The 20,058-nt window shown below is 33.4% G+C and carries 19 protein-coding genes and 1 pseudogene; 6 read left to right on the top strand and 14 right to left on the bottom strand.

Going from position 1 to position 20,058, the window contains the following annotated elements; translation table 11 throughout:
- Positions 1–236 precede the first annotated feature (236 nt).
- From ACHRWY_RS01965 to ACHRWY_RS01955, 3 genes are all read right to left on the bottom strand, one after another.
- Positions 237–2,216, bottom strand: a complete 1,980-nt coding sequence (locus ACHRWY_RS01965; protein WP_395352002.1) for a PIN-like domain-containing protein — start codon at positions 2,214–2,216, stop codon at positions 237–239.
- Between the two features lie 1,361 nt (positions 2,217–3,577).
- The gene (locus ACHRWY_RS01960; protein ID WP_395352000.1) at positions 3,578–4,243 is read right to left on the bottom strand and encodes a hypothetical protein; all 666 of its coding nucleotides are present in this window, start codon (positions 4,241–4,243) and stop codon (positions 3,578–3,580) included.
- Positions 4,244–4,531: 288 nt separating this feature from the next.
- A complete protein-coding gene (locus ACHRWY_RS01955; protein WP_395351998.1) occupies positions 4,532–5,197 on the bottom strand; it encodes an IS6 family transposase in 666 nt (221 codons plus the stop codon).
- A gap of 42 nt (positions 5,198–5,239) precedes the next feature.
- Here ACHRWY_RS01955 and ACHRWY_RS01950 point away from each other — a divergent pair, with 42 nt between their 5' ends.
- Together ACHRWY_RS01950 and ACHRWY_RS01945 are read left to right on the top strand one after the other, a co-directional pair.
- Positions 5,240–5,497 carry a hypothetical protein gene (locus ACHRWY_RS01950; protein ID WP_395351996.1) on the top strand — a complete coding sequence of 86 codons (258 nt, stop codon included), beginning with the start codon at positions 5,240–5,242 and terminating at the stop codon, positions 5,495–5,497.
- 49 nt (positions 5,498–5,546) lie between these two features.
- Positions 5,547–6,476: an ADP-ribosylglycohydrolase family protein gene (locus tag ACHRWY_RS01945; protein WP_395351995.1), complete on the top strand. Its 930-nt coding sequence runs from the start codon at positions 5,547–5,549 to the stop codon at positions 6,474–6,476.
- Between the two features lie 120 nt (positions 6,477–6,596).
- On the opposite strand, the gene ACHRWY_RS01940 is transcribed toward ACHRWY_RS01945, so the two are convergent.
- The 6 genes and pseudogenes from ACHRWY_RS01940 to ACHRWY_RS01915 form a co-directional block, all read right to left on the bottom strand.
- Complete coding sequence (locus tag ACHRWY_RS01940; protein ID WP_395351994.1) at positions 6,597–7,463, bottom strand: alpha/beta hydrolase; 867 nt, start codon at positions 7,461–7,463, stop codon at positions 6,597–6,599.
- Positions 7,464–7,633: 170 nt separating this feature from the next.
- Positions 7,634–8,299, bottom strand: a pseudogene (locus tag ACHRWY_RS01935) (IS6 family transposase).
- A gap of 303 nt (positions 8,300–8,602) precedes the next feature.
- On the bottom strand, positions 8,603–9,283 hold the full coding sequence (locus ACHRWY_RS01930) for a hypothetical protein (RefSeq protein WP_395351992.1): 681 nt from the start codon (positions 9,281–9,283) through the stop codon (positions 8,603–8,605).
- Positions 9,284–9,468: 185 nt separating this feature from the next.
- Positions 9,469–9,891, bottom strand: a complete 423-nt coding sequence (locus ACHRWY_RS01925; protein ID WP_395351990.1) for an organic hydroperoxide resistance protein — start codon at positions 9,889–9,891, stop codon at positions 9,469–9,471.
- Between the two features lies 1 nt (position 9,892).
- Positions 9,893–10,327: a MarR family winged helix-turn-helix transcriptional regulator gene (locus ACHRWY_RS01920; protein ID WP_395351988.1), complete on the bottom strand. Its 435-nt coding sequence runs from the start codon at positions 10,325–10,327 to the stop codon at positions 9,893–9,895.
- A gap of 28 nt (positions 10,328–10,355) precedes the next feature.
- On the bottom strand, positions 10,356–10,988 hold the full coding sequence (locus ACHRWY_RS01915; RefSeq protein ID WP_395351986.1) for an NAD(P)H-dependent oxidoreductase: 633 nt from the start codon (positions 10,986–10,988) through the stop codon (positions 10,356–10,358).
- 314 nt (positions 10,989–11,302) lie between these two features.
- Here ACHRWY_RS01915 and ACHRWY_RS01910 point away from each other — a divergent pair, with 314 nt between their 5' ends.
- Positions 11,303–11,881 (top strand): TetR/AcrR family transcriptional regulator, encoded by a 579-nt coding sequence (locus tag ACHRWY_RS01910; protein WP_395351984.1) that lies wholly within the window; start codon positions 11,303–11,305, stop codon positions 11,879–11,881.
- Between the two features lie 55 nt (positions 11,882–11,936).
- Entirely contained in the window at positions 11,937–12,728 is a 792-nt protein-coding gene (locus ACHRWY_RS01905) for a glucose 1-dehydrogenase (protein ID WP_395351982.1), read from the top strand.
- Positions 12,729–12,839: 111 nt separating this feature from the next.
- On the opposite strand, the gene ACHRWY_RS01900 is transcribed toward ACHRWY_RS01905, so the two are convergent.
- The gene (locus ACHRWY_RS01900) at positions 12,840–13,700 is read right to left on the bottom strand and encodes a LysR family transcriptional regulator (protein WP_395351981.1); all 861 of its coding nucleotides are present in this window, start codon (positions 13,698–13,700) and stop codon (positions 12,840–12,842) included.
- 89 nt (positions 13,701–13,789) lie between these two features.
- On the opposite strand from ACHRWY_RS01900, the gene ACHRWY_RS01895 reads away from it, so the two are divergent.
- Complete coding sequence (locus ACHRWY_RS01895) at positions 13,790–14,743, top strand: alpha/beta fold hydrolase (RefSeq protein ID WP_395351979.1); 954 nt, start codon at positions 13,790–13,792, stop codon at positions 14,741–14,743.
- 446 nt (positions 14,744–15,189) lie between these two features.
- On the opposite strand, the gene ACHRWY_RS01890 is transcribed toward ACHRWY_RS01895, so the two are convergent.
- From ACHRWY_RS01890 to ACHRWY_RS01875, 4 genes are all read right to left on the bottom strand, one after another.
- Positions 15,190–15,642: an Lrp/AsnC family transcriptional regulator gene (locus tag ACHRWY_RS01890; RefSeq protein ID WP_095929232.1), complete on the bottom strand. Its 453-nt coding sequence runs from the start codon at positions 15,640–15,642 to the stop codon at positions 15,190–15,192.
- Between the two features lie 227 nt (positions 15,643–15,869).
- The gene (locus ACHRWY_RS01885) at positions 15,870–16,862 is read right to left on the bottom strand and encodes a bile acid:sodium symporter family protein (protein ID WP_395351977.1); all 993 of its coding nucleotides are present in this window, start codon (positions 16,860–16,862) and stop codon (positions 15,870–15,872) included.
- A gap of 165 nt (positions 16,863–17,027) precedes the next feature.
- Complete coding sequence (locus ACHRWY_RS01880; RefSeq protein ID WP_395351975.1) at positions 17,028–18,059, bottom strand: methionine synthase; 1,032 nt, start codon at positions 18,057–18,059, stop codon at positions 17,028–17,030.
- Positions 18,060–18,089: 30 nt separating this feature from the next.
- Entirely contained in the window at positions 18,090–19,142 is a 1,053-nt protein-coding gene (locus ACHRWY_RS01875; protein ID WP_395351973.1) for a DUF1852 domain-containing protein, read from the bottom strand.
- A 268-nt stretch (positions 19,143–19,410) separates the two neighbouring features.
- On the opposite strand from ACHRWY_RS01875, the gene ACHRWY_RS01870 reads away from it, so the two are divergent.
- Positions 19,411–20,040, top strand: a complete 630-nt coding sequence (locus tag ACHRWY_RS01870; protein ID WP_395351971.1) for a nitroreductase family protein — start codon at positions 19,411–19,413, stop codon at positions 20,038–20,040.
- The last annotated feature ends 18 nt before the right edge of the window (positions 20,041–20,058 follow it).

The following is a 20,058-nucleotide window of genomic DNA, read 5'->3' as shown; positions in this document are numbered from 1 at the left end:
GGCATCCATAAATACTAATTTTTATTAAATATTTTTTCCTGTAATAATTATCACTTTTGTAAAGTATAGAGGCTCTTTTCCTAATCATCTAAAATTTACCTAAAATGATAATCCACTTAATCTACAAATTAAAAATAGCCTTTTTACTGGCTATAAAATGAAACCGCTTTTTTTTTAGATGTGACGTTTTTAATAATAAATTTACAATTTAAATATTCCGATTGTAGCTAATTATATTAAAATTCTAGACTTGATAATTTGCGGAAACTTTTATTTTCAAGCGTTATAGGCATTTTGTAACTTGTATTTTCTGCAACATCTACTTTTAATTTATTCTCTGGTATAGCATATATTTTCCCAATCGTGTCAATCAATCCTAATAAATTTAAATTAGGGAAATAAACATTTAATGCGTTTTCATCATCAGTAGTTAAAAGATCAATACCATTTCCTTCTAATTCACTTAATATTATAAATTCATTTTTTCCAAACCAATCATCCTCAGTAATTTTTGTAGAATCGTCAAATTTAGCTTTTATAATTACCATATCTATTTGAAAAGGAAAGTAGAGTAACCCTTTTTTATAGAATTCAAGAGAGTTGGTTATAAATTCTTTGGATGAATTTAGACGATCTAAATCTGAAACTTCAAAAACCTCATTTATAAAATGTGATTTAAGGTTTTCTTGTCGGAATGTATTTGAAGAGTCAAAATATATTTCGTAAACAATCCCTGAATAAATATGATTAATAACATAATCACTTAATTTCACAAAGTTACCTCTTAATTCTGTAATAAAACTCGCAGCTTCATTGGAACCACCACATGCCGACTGGTATATGTTTCGTCCTATGACAAATAGACTATTAGTATTATTAATATTTTCATCAAATCCTTTTTCTGCTGTTTCAATAAAACTTACAAGTGCTGGATTTTGCTTGTACCAATCATAAGTTTTGAGTTGTTTTATTGTTTTAACAAGAAATGCATCTCCATACAAAGGAAAATCGCGATCTGCCAACGAATAATCTAAATAAGTAGTTGAATTAGGAAGTTTAGGAACGGCTTGATTATCTATTTCAATAATTTCTGTTACTTCTTCTGGAATATTTTCTACTGGCTCTACTTGTTCTACTTGTTCTACTGGTTCTACTTGTTCTACTGGTTCTACTGGTTCTATTGGTTCTATTGGCTCTACTTGTTGTTCTTGTTGTTCTTGTTGTTCTAGTTCTAGTTCTTCTTCAATTGCAACATTTGAATTATCTTCAATTTCAGTTTGCTGATTATTAACAATTTGTAAAGCGTTAGCTAAATCAATAAAACTATTACTTAGTTTCCCAATAAGTATTTTTGTTAATTGCTCAAAATTGATAATATGAAACTCTTCAGAATTTGTATTTGTTTTAAATTCGTGAACTAATCTTGAATCTACAATTTTAAATTGAGGATGACTATTTCCTTTTAATCTTCCATTATCAATTATTTTAAAAGGAGCATATACCCAATCTTTTTTTTCATCATTTGTAATTAGTATAGCTTTTTGAATTTTATTAGATTTACAAAAATGAAGTATTTCATACCATAGAATTAAATCACCATGTGCATTCAAATCTTTTTTATCGTCCTCAAAACCAGGAGGTAGTTTATGACTATACCTTACTAATCCCATTTCATTTACTTTCGATAGAATATTATCAATATCAGTATCAATAATACATTTTTCAAAAGCCTGTTCAATTTCCTTATGAATTTTAATCTTATAATCTTGTCCTTTAGAGGACGTGGTAAATGCAATTTTAGCCAATTTTTCTTCAATAATTTTTAAATCATTTTGAAAATCAGCAATGTCCGTCTTTGCATATGGTGATTTTGCTAGACTTGAACTATCGATATGCATCTTTAAGAATGCGCTCGCATTTGTGAATTCTTTTTTTATTGTTTTTATTTTTGATAATGGGCTTAAATAATCTTGTATTTGATCCCTTACAAATCTATTGGTATATTCATTTATAACCCAATTTGGTATTTTAACTCTGTCTTTTACAATATATAATTTGATCCACTCTATAAATTCTTTTCTAGCTGAATCGTGTATACCATACATTAGTGCTATAATGTTCGTATCAATAAAAAAGATACATTCATCATCCTGAATTAAATTAAATATCTTATCGTTGTAGTCATCGACATTAATTTCGGCTATTGGAAATTTCATTATTTATATATTTTTTTTACTGGCTTTTATAACTTCAAGAAATTATGTGTTCATTTTAAATTTGTCTGATCTAAGTTATTATCATTTTTTTTTAATAATTAACCGTCTGCTTACAACTAAATATTTTATATCTGCTAAAAACTCCATATTAGTATAAATAGCTCAAATAGATTTTCAAAATATTTTTAATTAATGATCAACAACAAACCTACAAAACCATTTTCTATTTATTTTACGGTTTTCCATAATCCATGTAATAATAAGTTGTAAAATAATCATTTTGATCATGAAAAAACTACAGTACAAATACCCGTTTTTAGCTTCTAATTTGCAAAAAAGCTTCTGAAGTATCTTTACAATTTTCATGATTATCTTCTATTAGCTTTTCATTCGTGTACAAAATCAGAACTGGACTTGATACCTTTTCCGTCACAAAAAGATAAAAATGGTGACATGGATTATATAGCTCCTACTCTCGAGGAACTTTTGGGACGCAAACCAAAAGACGTTAGGAATTATTTAGAAAAATTATTTATGTAATAAAAAGGAAACTTATCAAAAATGCTTATTCCCAAGCACAATAAAACAAAAAAATGCAAATAAATTACAGCATTTTCAAAAATTATTTTTACCATCATTGAATTCTTTTGCTTCGAACCCCTACGATACATACAAACCGTTCCTGAGTCAAAATACAAAATAATTATCTTACAAATCAACTTGAAAATAAGCCAATTTCTTTAAATCATTCATAAAATGGTTTGTAAATTGTTCAGTAACCGTCACAACAGTCCAAAAGGCGCCAATTGAAGACAATTGGCGCCTTTTTTTTATTTATATTATTGGATAACAATAACTTTTAATCATTTTTGCTATTATTTTCTTTTTTTTAATCACAATCAAAAATATAAGAGAGACAGTATTTATAAGAAATATGAGGATTTTTCAAGTTGATCATTCGATAACTTAACAGGATTCGAACACTTTTAATGATTTAAAATTAAGATTGACATTTTCCTAAATTGTACTAAACTACTTTTCAACGGCTAACTTGAATATAATTTACAAACCGGTTTATATTCTCGTTAATCGTGCTCCTATTTGCACGTATTAATTACTGCTAAACTGCAGCCAAAAATTGATTGTTTCAAAAATTTAGAATTCCTCTACCCGTTAGTTTCCAATTCATAAAGAAGAGGATAATCATTACAATTTTGGGCCATTAGTATAAAATGTATCTCTCTGACATATTAAGTATTACTTTCTGGGGAAATCTTTCCATAAGATCAGGATTTGCTAGGCAATAATTTGAAGAATAACTCCGTAATGAATTTGTATTTTTTTTTGTCAATTTTAACATACTAAAACCTAAACTGACTACAATCGTTTCTAAATCCAGTTTCACATGCACCACTCATATTTTCAGATTCAAAAGTAAAAGGTTGTTCTACTCCAAAGTCTTTCTTTATTTGCTCTAATACATTAGATAAAACATTTCGATTATATGTAGCACATTCTTTGCCTAATAAGAGTTTATTAGGTCGATCTAACTCTTCATCGAATCCTGCCCAAATCTGTTCTGAAAAGATATTTATTTTCATCCATAATGATAAGTCAATCTTGCTTGTTGGATAATCATCAGCTGTGAGTAAGAAAGTTGCAGCATCTTTAATAAAATGCTTTTTTTTTCCTTCAAGACATACATCAAAATAATAATCAGCTAAAGTAGATTCTATGCTATCTTCAATGACCTTAAGATTATCTAACCATGAATAAAAATCTTCTGTATCTGCTACCCATGTTGCATAATCATTTGTATTTATAAGCTTCATGTCGGACATTAGTAATTTTGATGGTCTTCCCGACAGGTTCAACATTTTCTTTAACATATTAATAATTGAATGAGAGGTCAAATCTTCTTTATTATTAATAGCAATACTGCCTGTCCAGTCACCAACAATTCTACCATAAGCATTTATTTTTTCGATGTTGCGTTCTACATCATCAGATATTTTGAATGTAATCATAATTTTTGTACTTTAATTGAAATACTGCCATCTACACAATGTACTACAATTTCTTGAATTTTGTATATGCCTTGAGTAATTTGAATAGATTACATTTTGAGTCATATAAGTTTGGAACTGACTGACCTTTTAATGAAAAAGCTACAATAAGTTATGTGGCAAATTATTAATTGAATATGATAACCATAACTGAAGAATTTTAGATTAGTCTAAAAATCAAAAGCAAGGCAGGTTTTGGTTCTGTCGCATCTGTCAGAATCAAATACAACACTTTAAGTAATTTAAAAGTTAGGCCGCCAATCTACAGAATGATTTAAACATAGTTATCCCTGGTTCAATCATCTGATTCTTTCTCAGCATATGGACAACTTCAATTCCGCTCAATGTTCGTCTTGCCGATTCAAAACTTTTAAAACCTAATCCGTTTTGTATGCGCCACTTGATAAAACGATGATCTTGTTCTACAATATTGTTAAGATATTTACATTGTCGGATTTTAATCTTTGAGAACGAACGCTTGTTATAGACTTTGATAGCGGCAGTATTAGAACCGCTTTTATCAATGTTTATTACTCTTGGCCTGTAGTTATTACTAATTGCTTTAATTAGAAATGACTGCGCGCTCATTCTCTTCCTTTTTCTGGTCAAAAGAAAGTCTACCGTATTGCCTAATTTATCTACTGCTCGATATAAATAACACCAAATACCTTTTACTTTGATATAAGTCTCATCCAATCTCCATCTTGTCCCCACTCTAACCTTTCTCTTCTTCATCTCCGACTCAAGCAAAGGTGTAAACTTATAAACCCAGCGCTGAATGGTAGCATGATCAACATGAACTCCTCGCATTTTCATGATCTCTTCAACATCCCGATAGCTTAATGTAAACCTAAGCTTAAAATATACTGCCTGCAGTATAATAGATTTCGGATAGCAATGACCTTTCGTATTCATGAGTTTAACAATTTAAAAAAGGCAAAGTTAAAACGTAGCTAGATGCGACAGAACCCAATAAACTTTAAATATGAAGAACACTTAAATTCAAAAAGGTTAATTCCTTTTTTTAGAACCAAAGAACAAGAATTTTTAGTCTTCACAGAAAATTCACTTATACTTTGGGCTAAAGAAATGGAAAACAATCAAATTTCATGGATTAATGTTTATCCAAATTTCGAAAGTCTTTTGAATGAATATATTAAAAATGAGGGGGGGGATTTGTATTTAATGGAAAAATCCCGCACCTTTAATCCCTAACTGCTTGTAGCGCCAGAACGTTGCCTACTATTATAAAAACAAGACAATTATGGATCATATTGACACTACATATAGAATTGAAAATGCTAAGAAATCACTATTGGGTGTGTCAATTGGCGATGCCTTTGGTGATAGTTTTTTTGGCGATTTAGATAAAATTTCAGAAAGCATTTATTTAAGACAAATACCTGAAACCAATTGGGAATTTACAGATGACACCGTAATGTCTATTGCCATTTTTGAGGAATTGGAAAGAAATGGCGGTATAGACCAGGAAAACTTACTAAAAGAGTTTTGTATCAATCACGATTTAGATACAAATAGAGGTTATGGTGCCACTTTGAGAAGACTGCTGAGAGAAGTTCAAAACGGTGAGGATTGGCAGGAAGTATCAAAAAGAGCATTTGACGGACAAGGTTCAATGGGAAATGGAGCCGCAATGAGAGTCTGTCCAATTGGTGCTTACCATTTCGATAATTTTCAAAAAGTGAAAGAATTAGCTATAAAATCAGCTGAAATTACTCATTCAAATATTGAAGCGATCACAGGTGCTATTGCCATTGCAATTGGCACTGCATTGACAACTCAAATGAAATTTGATAAGTGTATATTAACACCCGATGATTTTATAGATAAAATTTTAAAAGAATTACCAGATAGTGATACCAAGTCAAAGATCTCAAAATCTAAAAGTGTACCCTACAATTATCATATTGAAACGGTAAGAAGCATTTTGGGCAACGGTATAAATATGACTGCACAGGATACAGTGCCTTTTGTAATTTGGTGTACTGCATATAATTTACAAAATTTTGAAGAAGGACTTTGGAAAGCAGTATCTATTTTAGGTGACAGAGACACTATTTGTGCGATGGTAGGCGGAATGTCCATAATGTCATCAGATGATTTAAATATTCCTTTTTCTTGGACAAAGTCGGTAGAAAGTATTGACAAAAGTGTATTTAGAAGAAATGCATAATTTGATTAACAGTTTATAGTAAAGTAAAACTATGACCTTTAGTATTGGAGTTTAAGAATTTAAAAAAGGTAAAGATAAAACTTAGCTATATATTCGACAGAACCGCTGGTAATCTTCTTATTACTTTTTCAAGGGAGGTTTCCAATCCTGATAAATAAATCGTAATGCTTCATAATAAGCTACTATCGGTTCACTCATATGGCTTTCTTCCGGGTAGCATTTGTATTTATATAAAAGCCCTTTGGGTGTTCTGTTTGCAATCAGACTATCGAATTTCAATACATCAGTGTGAAATGAATCCGGCTCATTAATACCTTCGTTTGCAGTGCTGTAAAAAATAGTTTTGTTGAGATCTGCTAATTTTGTCAATTTGCTTTCTGCAAGTTTTAATATATACTTATTATCCCACCAAAGCGAAGGACTTATGGCTATATAGGCATTAAACATATCTGGGTGAGTAAACATGCAGTTTATAGTTGTAATACCACCAAAAGAATGCCCGGCAAATATTTTGTATGATCCGGCTTTATAATTTGTTTCAATATAAGGTATTAGCTCAGCTTTTATAAACTGGAAAAAATGTTCATTCCCGCCGCTTGTTTTATATATAGAGTCTACTTTTCCAAAGTAATCAATTGTGCTATTGGTAGGTGTAAGGTCTTTTCTGCGGTCTTTACTAATAATACCCACTACCATCATTGGAGGGATTATTTCATAATGGCTTAAGTAGTCAATGTATGCGGAAAGTATATGAAAATGATTTTCCCCATCCAATAAATACAGTACGGGAAAAGTCTTGTTAGGGTTTGCCGAATCCTGTTTTGGAACATAAATATAAATTTGACGTTCCTCATTTAGTACTTTGGAGGGTATTGTGATTACTTCATTAGAAATGTGATTAAATAGCGCTGCATTTTGCGCTTTTGATTGCAATGATAAAAGCAAAAAAAGGATAAGGTATTTTGTATGATTAAAAGAGTTTGACATAGTTGAATATTGATAATTTAAATTTGGTAATATATCAAAAGATTTGCTTTTTTGGACGTCCGCCTAATTGCTGTTAACATTCGTTTTGGCAATGGAATGGATTTATGACTAAATTAAGGGTTCTGTCGCATCTGTCAGAATCAAATATACGAATTTAAGTAATTTAAAAGTCAGCACGCCAATTTACAGAATGATTTAAACATAGAAAATCCTGGTCCAAACATTTGATACTTTCTCAGCATATGTACAACTTCAATTCCGCTTAACGTTCGTTTGGCCGATTCAAAATTTTTAAAACCTAATCCGTTTTGTATGCGCCACCTGACGAAACGATGGTCCTGTTCGACAATATTGTTGAGATATTTACACTGTCGGATTTTAATCTTTGGGAACGAACACTTGTTATAGACTTGGATCGCTGCGGTATTAGAACCGCTTTTATTAATGTTTATTACTCTTGGCCGGTAATTATTAGCAATTGCTTTAATTAGAAATAACTACACGCTCATTCTTTGTCTTTTTCTGGTCAAAAGAAAGTCTACTGTATTGCCTAGTTTATCTACTGCTCTATATAAATAACACCAAATACCTTTTATTTTGATATAAGTTTCATCCAATCTCCAACTTTTACCTACTTTACTTTTTCTCTGCTTCATCTCTGCCTCAATGAAAGGCGTAAACTTATAAACCCACCATTGAATAATAGCATGATCAACAGAAACTCCTCGCATTTTCATGATCTCTTCAATATCCCTATAGCTTAATGTAAATCTAAGCTTAAAATATACTGCCTGCAGTATAATAGACTTCGGATAGCAATGACCTTTCGTATTCATGAGTTGAAGAATTTAAAAAAGCTAAAGATAAAACTTAGCTTTAGATGCGACAGAACCAATCTGTTGTAATCTTATAAAACTCTTAAAACTTCCCAATGAATTTTAGTGGGAAGTTAATAACAATGTTTTAATGGAAGAAATTACTTCTTTTGAAACATAAACTAATTATCATTAGTTTCAATTTTTAAAAGTACAGAACTATACCATATCGATTTTACAAATAAAATTGAAGCGTAGATAAAATTTGAGATTTTTGAACAAGTATTTAAAATGCAAAGAGATTAGAAATACTAAAAATCATCGCTAAAGAAATAGATTTCTGTCAGCATCCCAGTTCTTCTCCAAAGCTTCAAAATATTCTATTTTCACACCATCAATTTTTTGATAAATCTCCCTGCTTACTTTGTTCGGAAAAGTATTTAATTCTGAAAAATTAGCCGTTAAAATCATTCTTCCGCATCCAAACAAAACAGAAGTAATACCAAGCAGTATATCTGTATCTCCCCAATCACTTACCAGCATCAATAAGGCTGATGCCGATAATAAAATTACAATCCAGTTTAGATTAGTAAAACGGCTCCAGTCTATCATTCCGTATTGTACCAGTGAACCTGCCAGGATTAGATTAAAGAAACCGGCTATAAAAAAGTAAGATAAAAAAACTTCATTTACATTTAGAATATTTACAAGATCAAATAAAATTAAAATTCCAGTAATTATTGTAAAAATTCCAGACTGTATGAACAATCCCCATGCCTCTAATTTTGTTTTATTGGCAAGAGAGAAAAAAATCTCGCAGCCACCATTTATAATCAGTAAAAAAGCAGAAAACCCAATGATGTAAAACTCTATAGAATGCGTAATTAATAAAGAGATGCACCATGTAATATTAAACAGTAAACCGCTGATGAAAAATATTGAATTAAAGCGAAGCTTTTCAATCATAAATTTAGGAATGCTTTGAGCCTTACTTTTTTTTGTCATCTTAAGTTTCATTGAATGATTTATTTAAAATTTAACCTATTATTTTACTTGCAAATTTAGCCTTTTGAATGAGAATGCTAAAAATAATATGTCACATAAACAGGTCTTAAAGTCGCTTTTAAAATCAAACATAAAAAAATCTGCTTCTTTCGAAGCAGATTTTGTATAATTTAAAGAAATTAATCTTAGTTATTGGTCACCGAGAGCTTAACTTCAATATTGGATCTTGTCGCATTTGAATAAGGACAAATCTGATGGGCTTTTTCTGTTAATTCCTGAGCCTGTTCAATAGTAATTCCCGGAATATTCACATCGAGTTCTGCTGCAAGACCAAAACCACCGTCTTCATTCTGCCCTATGCTTACTTTTGCAGCTACCGAAGTTTCACCGGTTTGAATTTTAGATTTACTGATAATCAAATTCAGTGCACTGTCAAAGCACGCTGCATATCCTGCTGCGAAAAGCATTTCCGGATTGGTAAAATCATCATTGGCTCCGCCTAAAGCTTTAGGCATTCTTACCTCAAGATTCAAAATTCCGTTTTCGCTTTTTACCTGTCCGTTTCTTCCGCCTTTTGCAGTAACACTTGTTGTATATAATGTTTTCATTTTATTTTTGAATTTTATTTAAAATTTTCTGAACAGTTTCTTTGAGTTCGAATAAATCTTCTGTTGTTAAATTTAGTTTTTCCTGCATTTTTGCCGGAATTTCACACGCTTTTTGCTGCAAATTTCTTCCCTTATCAGCTAAAAAAATTTCAACGACTCTTTCGTCTTCTTTTTTTCTTTTTCTGATGATAAAACCCTTAACTTCAAGTCTTTTCAATAACGGTGTTAACGTACCGCTGTCGAGAAACAGTTTTTCGCCAACCTGATTTACAGTCAATCCATCTTTCTCCCAAAGTACCATCATCGCAAGATATTGCGGGTAGGTAATATCAAGTTCATCAAGAAATGGCCTGTACAAACCGATAACTTCTTTTGAAATAACGTAAAGCGGGAAACAAAGCTGGTTTCCCAATATGAGCGGGTGATGATCTTCCATAATCTAATGAGAAAAAGTAATGTAAAAACTATTTTCTGATGATAAATTCCTCCATAGGAATTCTTACTTTCTTCATTTGAGAAAGCCAGTCATTTTCGGTGTCTCTATAACCGAGATATAAAAGGGTAACGCTTTTTAAACCTAATTCTTTGAGATTCAAAATCTCATCTACTACTTCATTGCTGAAACCTTCAGCCGGAGTGGAATCAATCTTCAGTTCAGCCGCCTGAGCCATTGCCAGACCTAATGCAATATAGCTTTGTCTTGCTGTGTGCGCAAAATGCTGTTCAGGAGTTTGTGCTCCGTAGATTTGTTTAATCTGATCAGTATAACTGCTGAAACGGCCTCTTGGTAATTCTCTTACATCAGTGTGATGATCATAAACTTTATCGATTTTCTCATTAGAGTAACTGTCCCACGCTGCAAAAACAAGTACATGAGAACAATCTCTCATAACTTCCGGATTTAATGCTCCTTTTACCATCTTCTCTTTTAATTGCTGATTTTCTACCACAATCACACGGAAGGGCTGTAAACCAGATGAAGTTGGAGCTAATCTTGCAGCTTCTAAAATTTTATTTAAATCTTCTTCTGATACTTTTTTTGCGGGATCATACGCTTTTACAGCATGTCTCCAGTTTAAATCTTCTATTAACGACATTTCTTCTTATTTTATAAATTAAAAATCTGATTGTTAAATCTTTTAAATAATACAACAGCACAAATATACATAACAATTAAATTGTACGCAATTTAATTGTTAGAAATATGTTTTAAATTAGGAATATAGTATTTATTAAATCTATAACAGAAAAATTATGACAGAACAGGTCATTCAAATTAGACAATTGCATATGTGATTCGATAGATAGCTTCAAATATTTACTGTTTATTATAAAATCAAACTTCCTTAAAGAAAAGTTATAATTTACATATTTCTGTTTAAATGAATATTATTTCATTTAACTTTACTATATGAGACCATTAGATCCTGATAAAAGAGAAAAAATTTTAAAGTCGGTACTTGTACTTACTGGTAAACAGGGATTAGCAAGCGTTACTATTTCGGGTATAAGTAAAACAGCCGGAATTGCCGTCGGAACCTTGTACATCTATTTCAAAAACAAGGAAGAGGTAGTACAGTTGGCTTATGCAGCTGTAGAGGATAAAATGACTCGCGCAATGTACCGCGACTTTGATATTAATGTACCAATAAAGCAATCGCTTAAGCAGATTTATATCAATATGCTCAACTACAGGCTAAATAACTATGGCGAAACCGTGTTTATTGACCAGTATCAGCAGTCCGGCTACATACAGCTCAATTTTTCAAAACAACTGGCCGAGTATGAAAGACAGAATAAACCGCTATATAATCTTTTAGAAAAAGGACAGAAGGAAGAAATCATAAAAGCACTGGATGCTATTATACTTATCAGCTTTTTTGATGGTGCAGTACGCTCCTGCTCTACAGGAATTATTCAAAAGTTATTTCCATTAAGCCAGCAACTCATAGATGACAACTTTGATATGATATGGAAGGGCATGAGCTAAAAATTTGAATTTTAAATGAATATTTTTTCACTAATGCTTTTTAATACTATATATTATGAGCATATTTAAAGACAAAACAATTATCATTACCGGAGCCGCTATGGGTTTAGGACTCGCGGCAAGTAAAGCCGTAGCACTAAAAGGAGCCAACCTTTCTATTGTAGATTACAATGCCGAAGCACTCGAAAAAGCAAAAACAGAAATTCAGTCTGTTGTACCAACTGCAAAAATTATAACGATCGTCGCTGACGTTTCAGATGAACAGGCAGTCAAAAATTATGTAGACCAAACAGTTGAAAAGTTTGGCGGTATCGATGGATTCTACAATAATGCAGGTATCGAAGGAAAACAGGCTCCATTAGTGGATTATGACATCAATGTATTTAAAAAAGTAATTGACATCAATCTTATGGGTGTGTATTACGGCCTTAAATACGTGATTCCGGTAATGCAGAAACAAGGTGGAGGAAAAATTGTAAACGTAGCTTCTGTAGGTGGAATCAGAGGTGTTGTTAATCAGATGCCGTATGTAGCAAGTAAACATGCTGTTTCGGGTATGACCAAAAATGCAGCTATTGAATATGGAAAAGACGGAATATATACCAATGCAATCGCGCCTGGGGCTATTCTTACCCCAATGGTGGCAGAAGCTTTTAAACAGGTAAATCCGGCCGACCCAAAAGCAGCAGAAACAACATATGCACAAAGAAACCCAACCAGAAAGTTAGGTAAACCTGAAGATGTGGGTAATCTTGTAGCCTTCCTGCTTAGCGATGAATGCCAATATGTAAATGGGCAGACCATTGCAATTGACGGAGGGGAATCAAACCTGTATGGTAATTCATAAGTCAAAATATTTTATTTAAAAAACGGATCATGGCATACGCTGTGATCCGTTTTTTTATATCGTAGAATAGCAGGCAAATAAATAGTAGCTCAAATTAATCATACAATCACTTTAATTGCGATACTGATCTAAAAACACATTTAGAGCCTTTGAAGGCACTTCATCATTTCTATAAATTAACACTGTGGTCATCGTGGCAAGTTCTTTAGTCACAGGAAAGGTTTTTATATTTCTGTTGCTGTAATATTGGCTTACCACTTCTGCAGGAAGTATACTAATACCAAGTCCTTCCTCCACAAAATTAATAATGCCTTCTATCGAATTGAGTACGGTACTTTTATAGCGAAGTATTCCTTTTGAACCGAGCCAGGTTTCGAGTCTTGCCCTGAAAAAGCAACCTTGTCCAAAAACTACAATTTTTAAAGGATCTTGTTTTAACAATACTGAAAGCTTGTCGACATCACCACCGGCTATTATAACAAGTTGCTCGTCACGCACAACAAGCTGCTGCAAACCCGGAATATTTATAGGCGCAGCAACAAAAGCAGCATCCAGTTTATAACTAAGCACATCTTGTATCAGTGCCGGCAACATCGAAGAATAAAATTCAAGTTCTACATCTGGATAAAGTTCTGCAAAATCCTTAATGATTTCAGGTACTTTTAGAGCCATTGTTGTCTCAATACAGCCTATGCGTATTGTGCCACCAATTTTGTCTGCGCTCTGGATATCGCTTTTGGCATCATCGAGCAAACGTCCTATTTTTTTAGCGTATTGCAAAAGTGTTTCTCCAGCCTCAGTAAGAACCACTTTTCTGGAAACCCGCCGGAATAATTCGGCACCAAATTCATCTTCAAGGTTTTTGATGCGCGCTGTTACATTAGATTGTACTGTAAAGGTTGCTTCTGCGGCTTTTGTAAAACTTCCGAGTGTTGCGGCAGCTTCAAATATTTTGAGGTCATTGCTATTCATAGTATCACAATTAGTGATTAATTAGATCATTATAAATCGTTTTCAGGTATCAAATATAGAATGTAATTTTGTCTTAAACAATTGAAAAAATGAAAAATATAATTAAATCAGTAACTCTAATTCTAGCTATGACTATGCTACCACAAACAGCTGTAAACGCGCAAGAAAAAAACATTGCAACACAGGCAACTCATTACAACACTATAAAAGTCAACGGACTAAACATATTCTACCGTGAAGCCGGAAACAAAGATGCTCCTACTCTATTATTATTGCATGGCTATCCTACGTCATCTCATATGTTTAGAAATCTTATTCCTATTCTAAGCAAAAACTATCATGTAATTGCGCCTGATCTTCCTGGTTTTGGCTTTTCAGATGCACCGGATCATCTTAAGTTTGAATATACTTTTGATAATCTTGCCAACATCATGCAAGGATTTATTGATGTACTTGGTTTAAAACGTTTTGCTGTATATGTATTCGATTATGGAGCACCAACGGGATATAGGCTTGCTCTTGCAAATCCAGAAAAAATTACCGGAATTATATCGCAAAATGGTAATGCCTACGAAGAAGGATTAAGTACGGGCTGGAATCCCATCCAGAAATACTGGAAAGATCCATCTCAGACTAACAGAGATGCTCTTAAAGATTTTGTATCTAAAGAATCGACTTGGTTTCAATACCATGAAGGCGCATCAGATGCTTCGCTTATTGCACCTGAAACGTATACACTAGATCAGTACTTTCTGGATCGTCCCGGAAACATTGAAATACAGCTTGATTTACTAAAAGATTACCGAACTAATGTAGCATTGTATCCTAAATTTCAAGCTTATTTTAGAGATCAAAAACCTATGACATTAGCTGTTTGGGGCAGTCAGGATCCTTATTTTCTTCCAGCAGGAGCAAAAGCATACAAACTTGATAATCCAAATGCTTCTGTAAAATTTTATAAAACAGGTCATTTTGCACTTGAAACTCATTACAAAGAAATTGGCGCTGATATATTATTATTTCTTTCCAAACTTCCCAAATAATTAGTATATACTATTTTTGAAATAGCGGTTCTAATAGACCGCTATTTTTTATAAATAAATGTGTATTCAAATCTCATCACTTTATAATATATTTGGATCTGCATGTAATTTTGAGGTAAAATTCAAAACTATTATGTAGATTTTTCAAGCCTTTACAGCCTAATATTTTACGGTTCCATTTTTTCACGAAAACCTTAGTCTGTTTAGAATAAACAGTCTAAAAGTGGCTTTATCTGAGATTTAATCGAAACTGAACCATGATTCGAAATCCGTTAAGGATATTAGATTTTTATCTCTATCGGTTTATCGCAATTTTTTGATACTAATTATAGTAATTTCCAAAAGAATTTTAGCTTCTTTCCCTTCTACCTCTATACATTACTTAATTTGGAAAAGCAGGAACTTGACAAAATTTGCCAATTTCAAATAAATAAACCATCGCGGAACTACCCGTAGAGATTTTTTATCTCTGACATAACAAAGGTACTTTGGGTACTGCCTATGCTTTCAACTGATCCCAATTTATTAAACACAAAATCCTGATAATGCTTCATGTCTTTGGCAGATACTTTCATTAAAAAATCGTAATCACCTGAGATATTGTAACATTCCACAACTTCTTCTATTTTCATAATATCACTAACAAACTGATTCCCAATATTACGATCGTGCTGTTTAAGTTTGATATTACAAAAAACAATAAATCCCCTGTTTAGTTTTTCTGCATCCAACAAGGCTATATATTTCTTAATGTAACCGCTGTTCTCTAATCTTTTAATCCGCTCAAAAACAGGCGATGCCGATAGATTTACCATTTTAGCAAGCTCTTTTACAGTGTATTTAGAATTATCGTGTAGTATATTTAATAACTGAAGATCAATATCGTCTATTTGTTCCATAGAATATTACTTTAAACAGGTTTAATTTATTTTTAAATCAGAATAAAATTCTTCAAATATAACCAAAAACAATACAAAAATCTCATTTTACACAAGTTAAAAACATAAAATACTGCATCTTTCATCATCACAGTATAAAAATCTAAAAGGTATTATTTTATAGCAGGGAGCGTTATCCTTGGTGCCCTTTATCGAAAAAAGATAAAGGGCCATGCCATAAATAAAAATTATACTTCTTTTCGTCGAGCCATACCCTGAGCAATGATGCTGGCCGCAATCAATTGCAAGGCATGGTAAAGCATGAGCGGCAGCAATACGATGCCGGTAATGGTACTGTGCTGAAAAAGTACTTTTGACATAACGGTGCCGTGTACCAATGACTTTTTAGACCCGCAGAATAAGACAGTAATACGGTCTTCATCTGAAAAACCAAGCAGACGGCTGAGTAGTCCGACACAAAAGAATACGGAAAAAAACAACGCCATCATCCCTGCAGCGAGTCCGGCAAGTTCAAGGGCGGTGAAGCCTTCAAAAATATGTTCAGAAAATGACTTGCAAAACGACGTGTAAATAATCGTTAGAATAACTGCCTGATCGAAATATTTGAGCTGTTTCTTGTATTTTTCGGCAATGGCACCGAAACGGGAATTGAGGCTTATACCAATGATGACAGGTAGCAAGACTTGAAGAATCAACTTTATGACGATTTGAGTGACATCAAAATCGCCTGTCGCAGAAGCTATAAACAGCCCAACCCAGAGAGGCGTAACTACTACTCCGATCAAACTGGAAATGCTTGCATTGAAAATGGCTGCGGGAATGTTTCCCTTAGCGATGGAAACCATGACTACCGAAGAGGAAACTGTGGACGGCAATGCTGCCAGAAAAAATACACCCAGCCAAATCAGCTCGAAGCCGTTATTGACAAACAACGGGCGAAATGCCAAAACAATGAGCGGAAAAAATAAAAAGGTTGTCAACTGGACGACAATGTGCATTTTCCAGTTGGAAAGTCCGGCTTTTAGTTTCTCAGCACTTAGTCGCATGCCATAAAACAAGAAAATCAAGGAAACGCCGGCATTGGCAATCTCCTCCAGCGAAACAGGTTCTTTGACCATGCCTGGCTTTGGCAAAAAATAAGCCATCAGAATCATGGTAGCTATCATTAACAGGAAACCGTCGAAACCTGCTTTTTTTAATACTTCTAATAATTTCTTCAATGTGTTTTAAATATTATTACTCCGTAGAGTCAAGATTACAAAAATATCTTACGCAGATAAACGTGGATTCTCCAGATTCATTAGTCTGTCCGCAGAGTCGCTCTGTTAAATTCTACGGACAACAGGCTTCAAACAAGCAAATCCTATTCAATAATACATTGAGAACTAAATCCCAAGTTCTTTGCGTATAATTTCTGCTCCTGCGCTTAAAGCACTTAACTTGCCTCTGGCTACGCTTCGAGATAGCGGTGCCATACCGCAATTTGTAGAAGGGTAAAGATTTTCGGCATCTACAAACTCAAGAGCTTTACGCAGGGTATCAGCTACTTCTTCTGGTGTTTCGATAGTGTTGGTTGCCACATCAATGGCACCGACCATTACTTTTTTACCGCGAACAAGTTCCATTAAATTTAAAGGCACATTGGAATTGTGACATTCTAAAGACACCACATCAATTTTAGATTTTTGAATTTTCGGAAAAATTTCTTCGTATTGTCGCCACTCTGAACCTAATGTCTTTTTCCAATCAGTATTTGCCTGTATTCCATAACCATAGCAAATATGAACCGCAGTTTGACAGTGTAAACCTTCAATGGCTCTTTCTAATGCTGCCATTCCCCAATCGTTTACTTCATCAAAGAACACATTAAATGCAGGTTCATCAAACTGGATAATATCTACCCCTGCGTCTTGAAGTTCTCTTGCTTCTTCATTGAGTGCTTTGGCAAATTCCCACGCCAATTTTTCCCGGCTTTTATAATGGTCGTCGTACAAGGTATCTACCATTGTCAGCGGGCCTGGCAATGCCCATTTTATAGGCTTGTTAGTCTGTTTACGTAAAAATTTAGCATCTTCAACAAAAACTGCTTTTTGACGTGCAACCTCACCTACAACCACTGGAACACTCGCGTCATAACGGTTACGGATTTTTACTGTTTTACGATTTTCAAAATCTACACCGCTTAAATGTTCGATAAAAGTCGTTACAAAATGCTGGCGTGTCTGCTCGCCGTCACAAATGATATCTAGATCTGCCAATTGCTGTTCCTGCAGAGAAATGCGTAAAGCATCTTGTTTCCCTTCAAGTAGCTGATCGCCTTCTAATTTCCATGGTGACCAAAGTTTTTCGGGTGGTGCAAGCCAGGCAGGTTTGGGTAAACTTCCAACAATAGAGGTGGGCAATAATAATTTCTTCATAATAGTATAATTTTAATGCGTTGTAATCAATTAAAGGGTAAAATTAGCAGACCATTGTTCCAGGAGACTTTTGTAAGGCTTAATGAAATGCTCTTCTGCATATTTACCCTGTTCAACAGCCAATTGGCTGCGCTCTTCGCGGTCATAAACCACGCGAGTCAGTGAATAATCTTCGTGTTTAAGAGTAGGTTGATAGATTTTCCCAGCCACTGAATTTGCATTGTAAATTTCAGGACGATAAATCTTCTGAAAAGTCTCCATGGTGCTGATTGAGCTGATTAGTCCAAGATCAGTATAATCAGCAAGCAGATCTCCGGAATGATAAAAAGCCATCGGTGCCACACTATTCGGAGGCATGAAAAAACGAACTTTTAAGCCCATTTTAGAGAAATATTCATCAGTGATAGAATACTGATCCTGCAGATACTCAAAACCCAGAACCGGATGCTGATACTCAGTACGAGTATAAGTTTTGTTGCTCGATACACTTAGACAAATGATCGGTGACATCTTGAAGTGCTCTTTATAAGTGGCTGAACTCACAAAGCACTTATAAAGTTTTCCGTGCAAATCACCAAAATTTTCAGGAATACAAAAACTAGATTTATTTTTATTGTGCTCGATCAATAAAATACTGAAATCATAATCACGAACATAAGAAGAAAAATTATTACCGGCAATACCTTCGATACGCCGGTTAGTCTTGTGGTCAAAAATATTCGTTTTTAAAACTTCAATCAACGGCAGATTGTTAATACCATTCTTATCATCAATACTCATCGTTACTGTGATGATTTCAAGTTCTACAAGGTAACGATCCCCTTTTGGGTTATCCAGATGAGCCAATGCATTGAATCGATTGTTAATCATATTTAAGGCATTACGTAAGTTTTGTTGGCGATTACCTCCTCTAGCCAAGTTTGCAAAATTGGTTGTCAAACGTGTTTGACTTGAGGGTTGATAGTTTTCATCTAAACAAGTGCTCTTTAGTGTGAATGCAAAATCATTCTGGATTGTATTCTGGTTTTTTTCAATATTCTGCTTTTCGTTTATTCCCCTATCTTCTTGTATGTTCGCTTTCATATGATGATACTGTTTAGTTTTTTTTACCCTGCAAATTTGAAAATAAAAGATTAAATATTTTTATTTATACACAAAATCAGGTAATTATTCTTTTAACATGTATTTTTAAAGATTATTAATCTTTAAACAAATATAATAATGAAGGAAAACAGATAAATATTCTTTAATGGCCTAAGATGATTGATTTGGAGTTTCCCAGAGCGCTTCAAAAACTCGAAAAAGAAAACAATATCATTTATATTTGCCAAAATTTAAGATAGACATAGTAATGAATTTGATAGAAAATTTAAAATGGCGCTACGCCACAAAAGCTTACAATAACATTAAAGTAACAGAAGAGAAGATCGATCAGATCTTAGAGGCTATAAATCTTTCAGCATCTTCTTGTGGTCTGCAATCTTACCGTGTTTTTGTTGTAAGCAACCCAGAAATTCAAAAAAAATTAGGTGCTGATTCGTATAATGGACAGATTAGCTCTTGCTCTCATTTGTTGGTTTTTGCCGCATTCACTGACATGTCTTCGACTTACATTGACGATTACATAGCAATGACAGAAAAGCAAAGAGGTCTTGATACTGGTGCCTTATCAGGATTTAGAAATGGACTGCATTCCTATTTCAGCGCTATTAACGCAGAACAAAAAGCCCTTTGGGCGGCCAAACAGGCTTATATTGCACTAGGAACAGCGCTTATTGCGGCGGCAGAATTGAAAGTGGATGCCACTCCTATCGAAGGATTTAATGCCGCCACTATTGATGAGGTTTTGGGTTTGAAAGAAAAAGGGTTGCATTCTACAGTTATCCTCGCTTTAGGATATCGGGATTCGGAAAAAGACTATATGGCAGCTACGAAAAAAGTTCGTTTACCTATAGATGAAATGATAACTAAAGTTTATTAATGTTATTAGAATTGTTTT

The sequence above is a fragment of the Flavobacterium sp. FlaQc-48 genome (assembly GCF_044007335.1).
In the GTDB taxonomy this organism is placed as follows: domain Bacteria; phylum Bacteroidota; class Bacteroidia; order Flavobacteriales; family Flavobacteriaceae; genus Flavobacterium.
The sequence above is the reverse complement of the archived record's forward strand: the minus strand, read 5'-3'. Positions and strand labels throughout refer to the sequence as shown.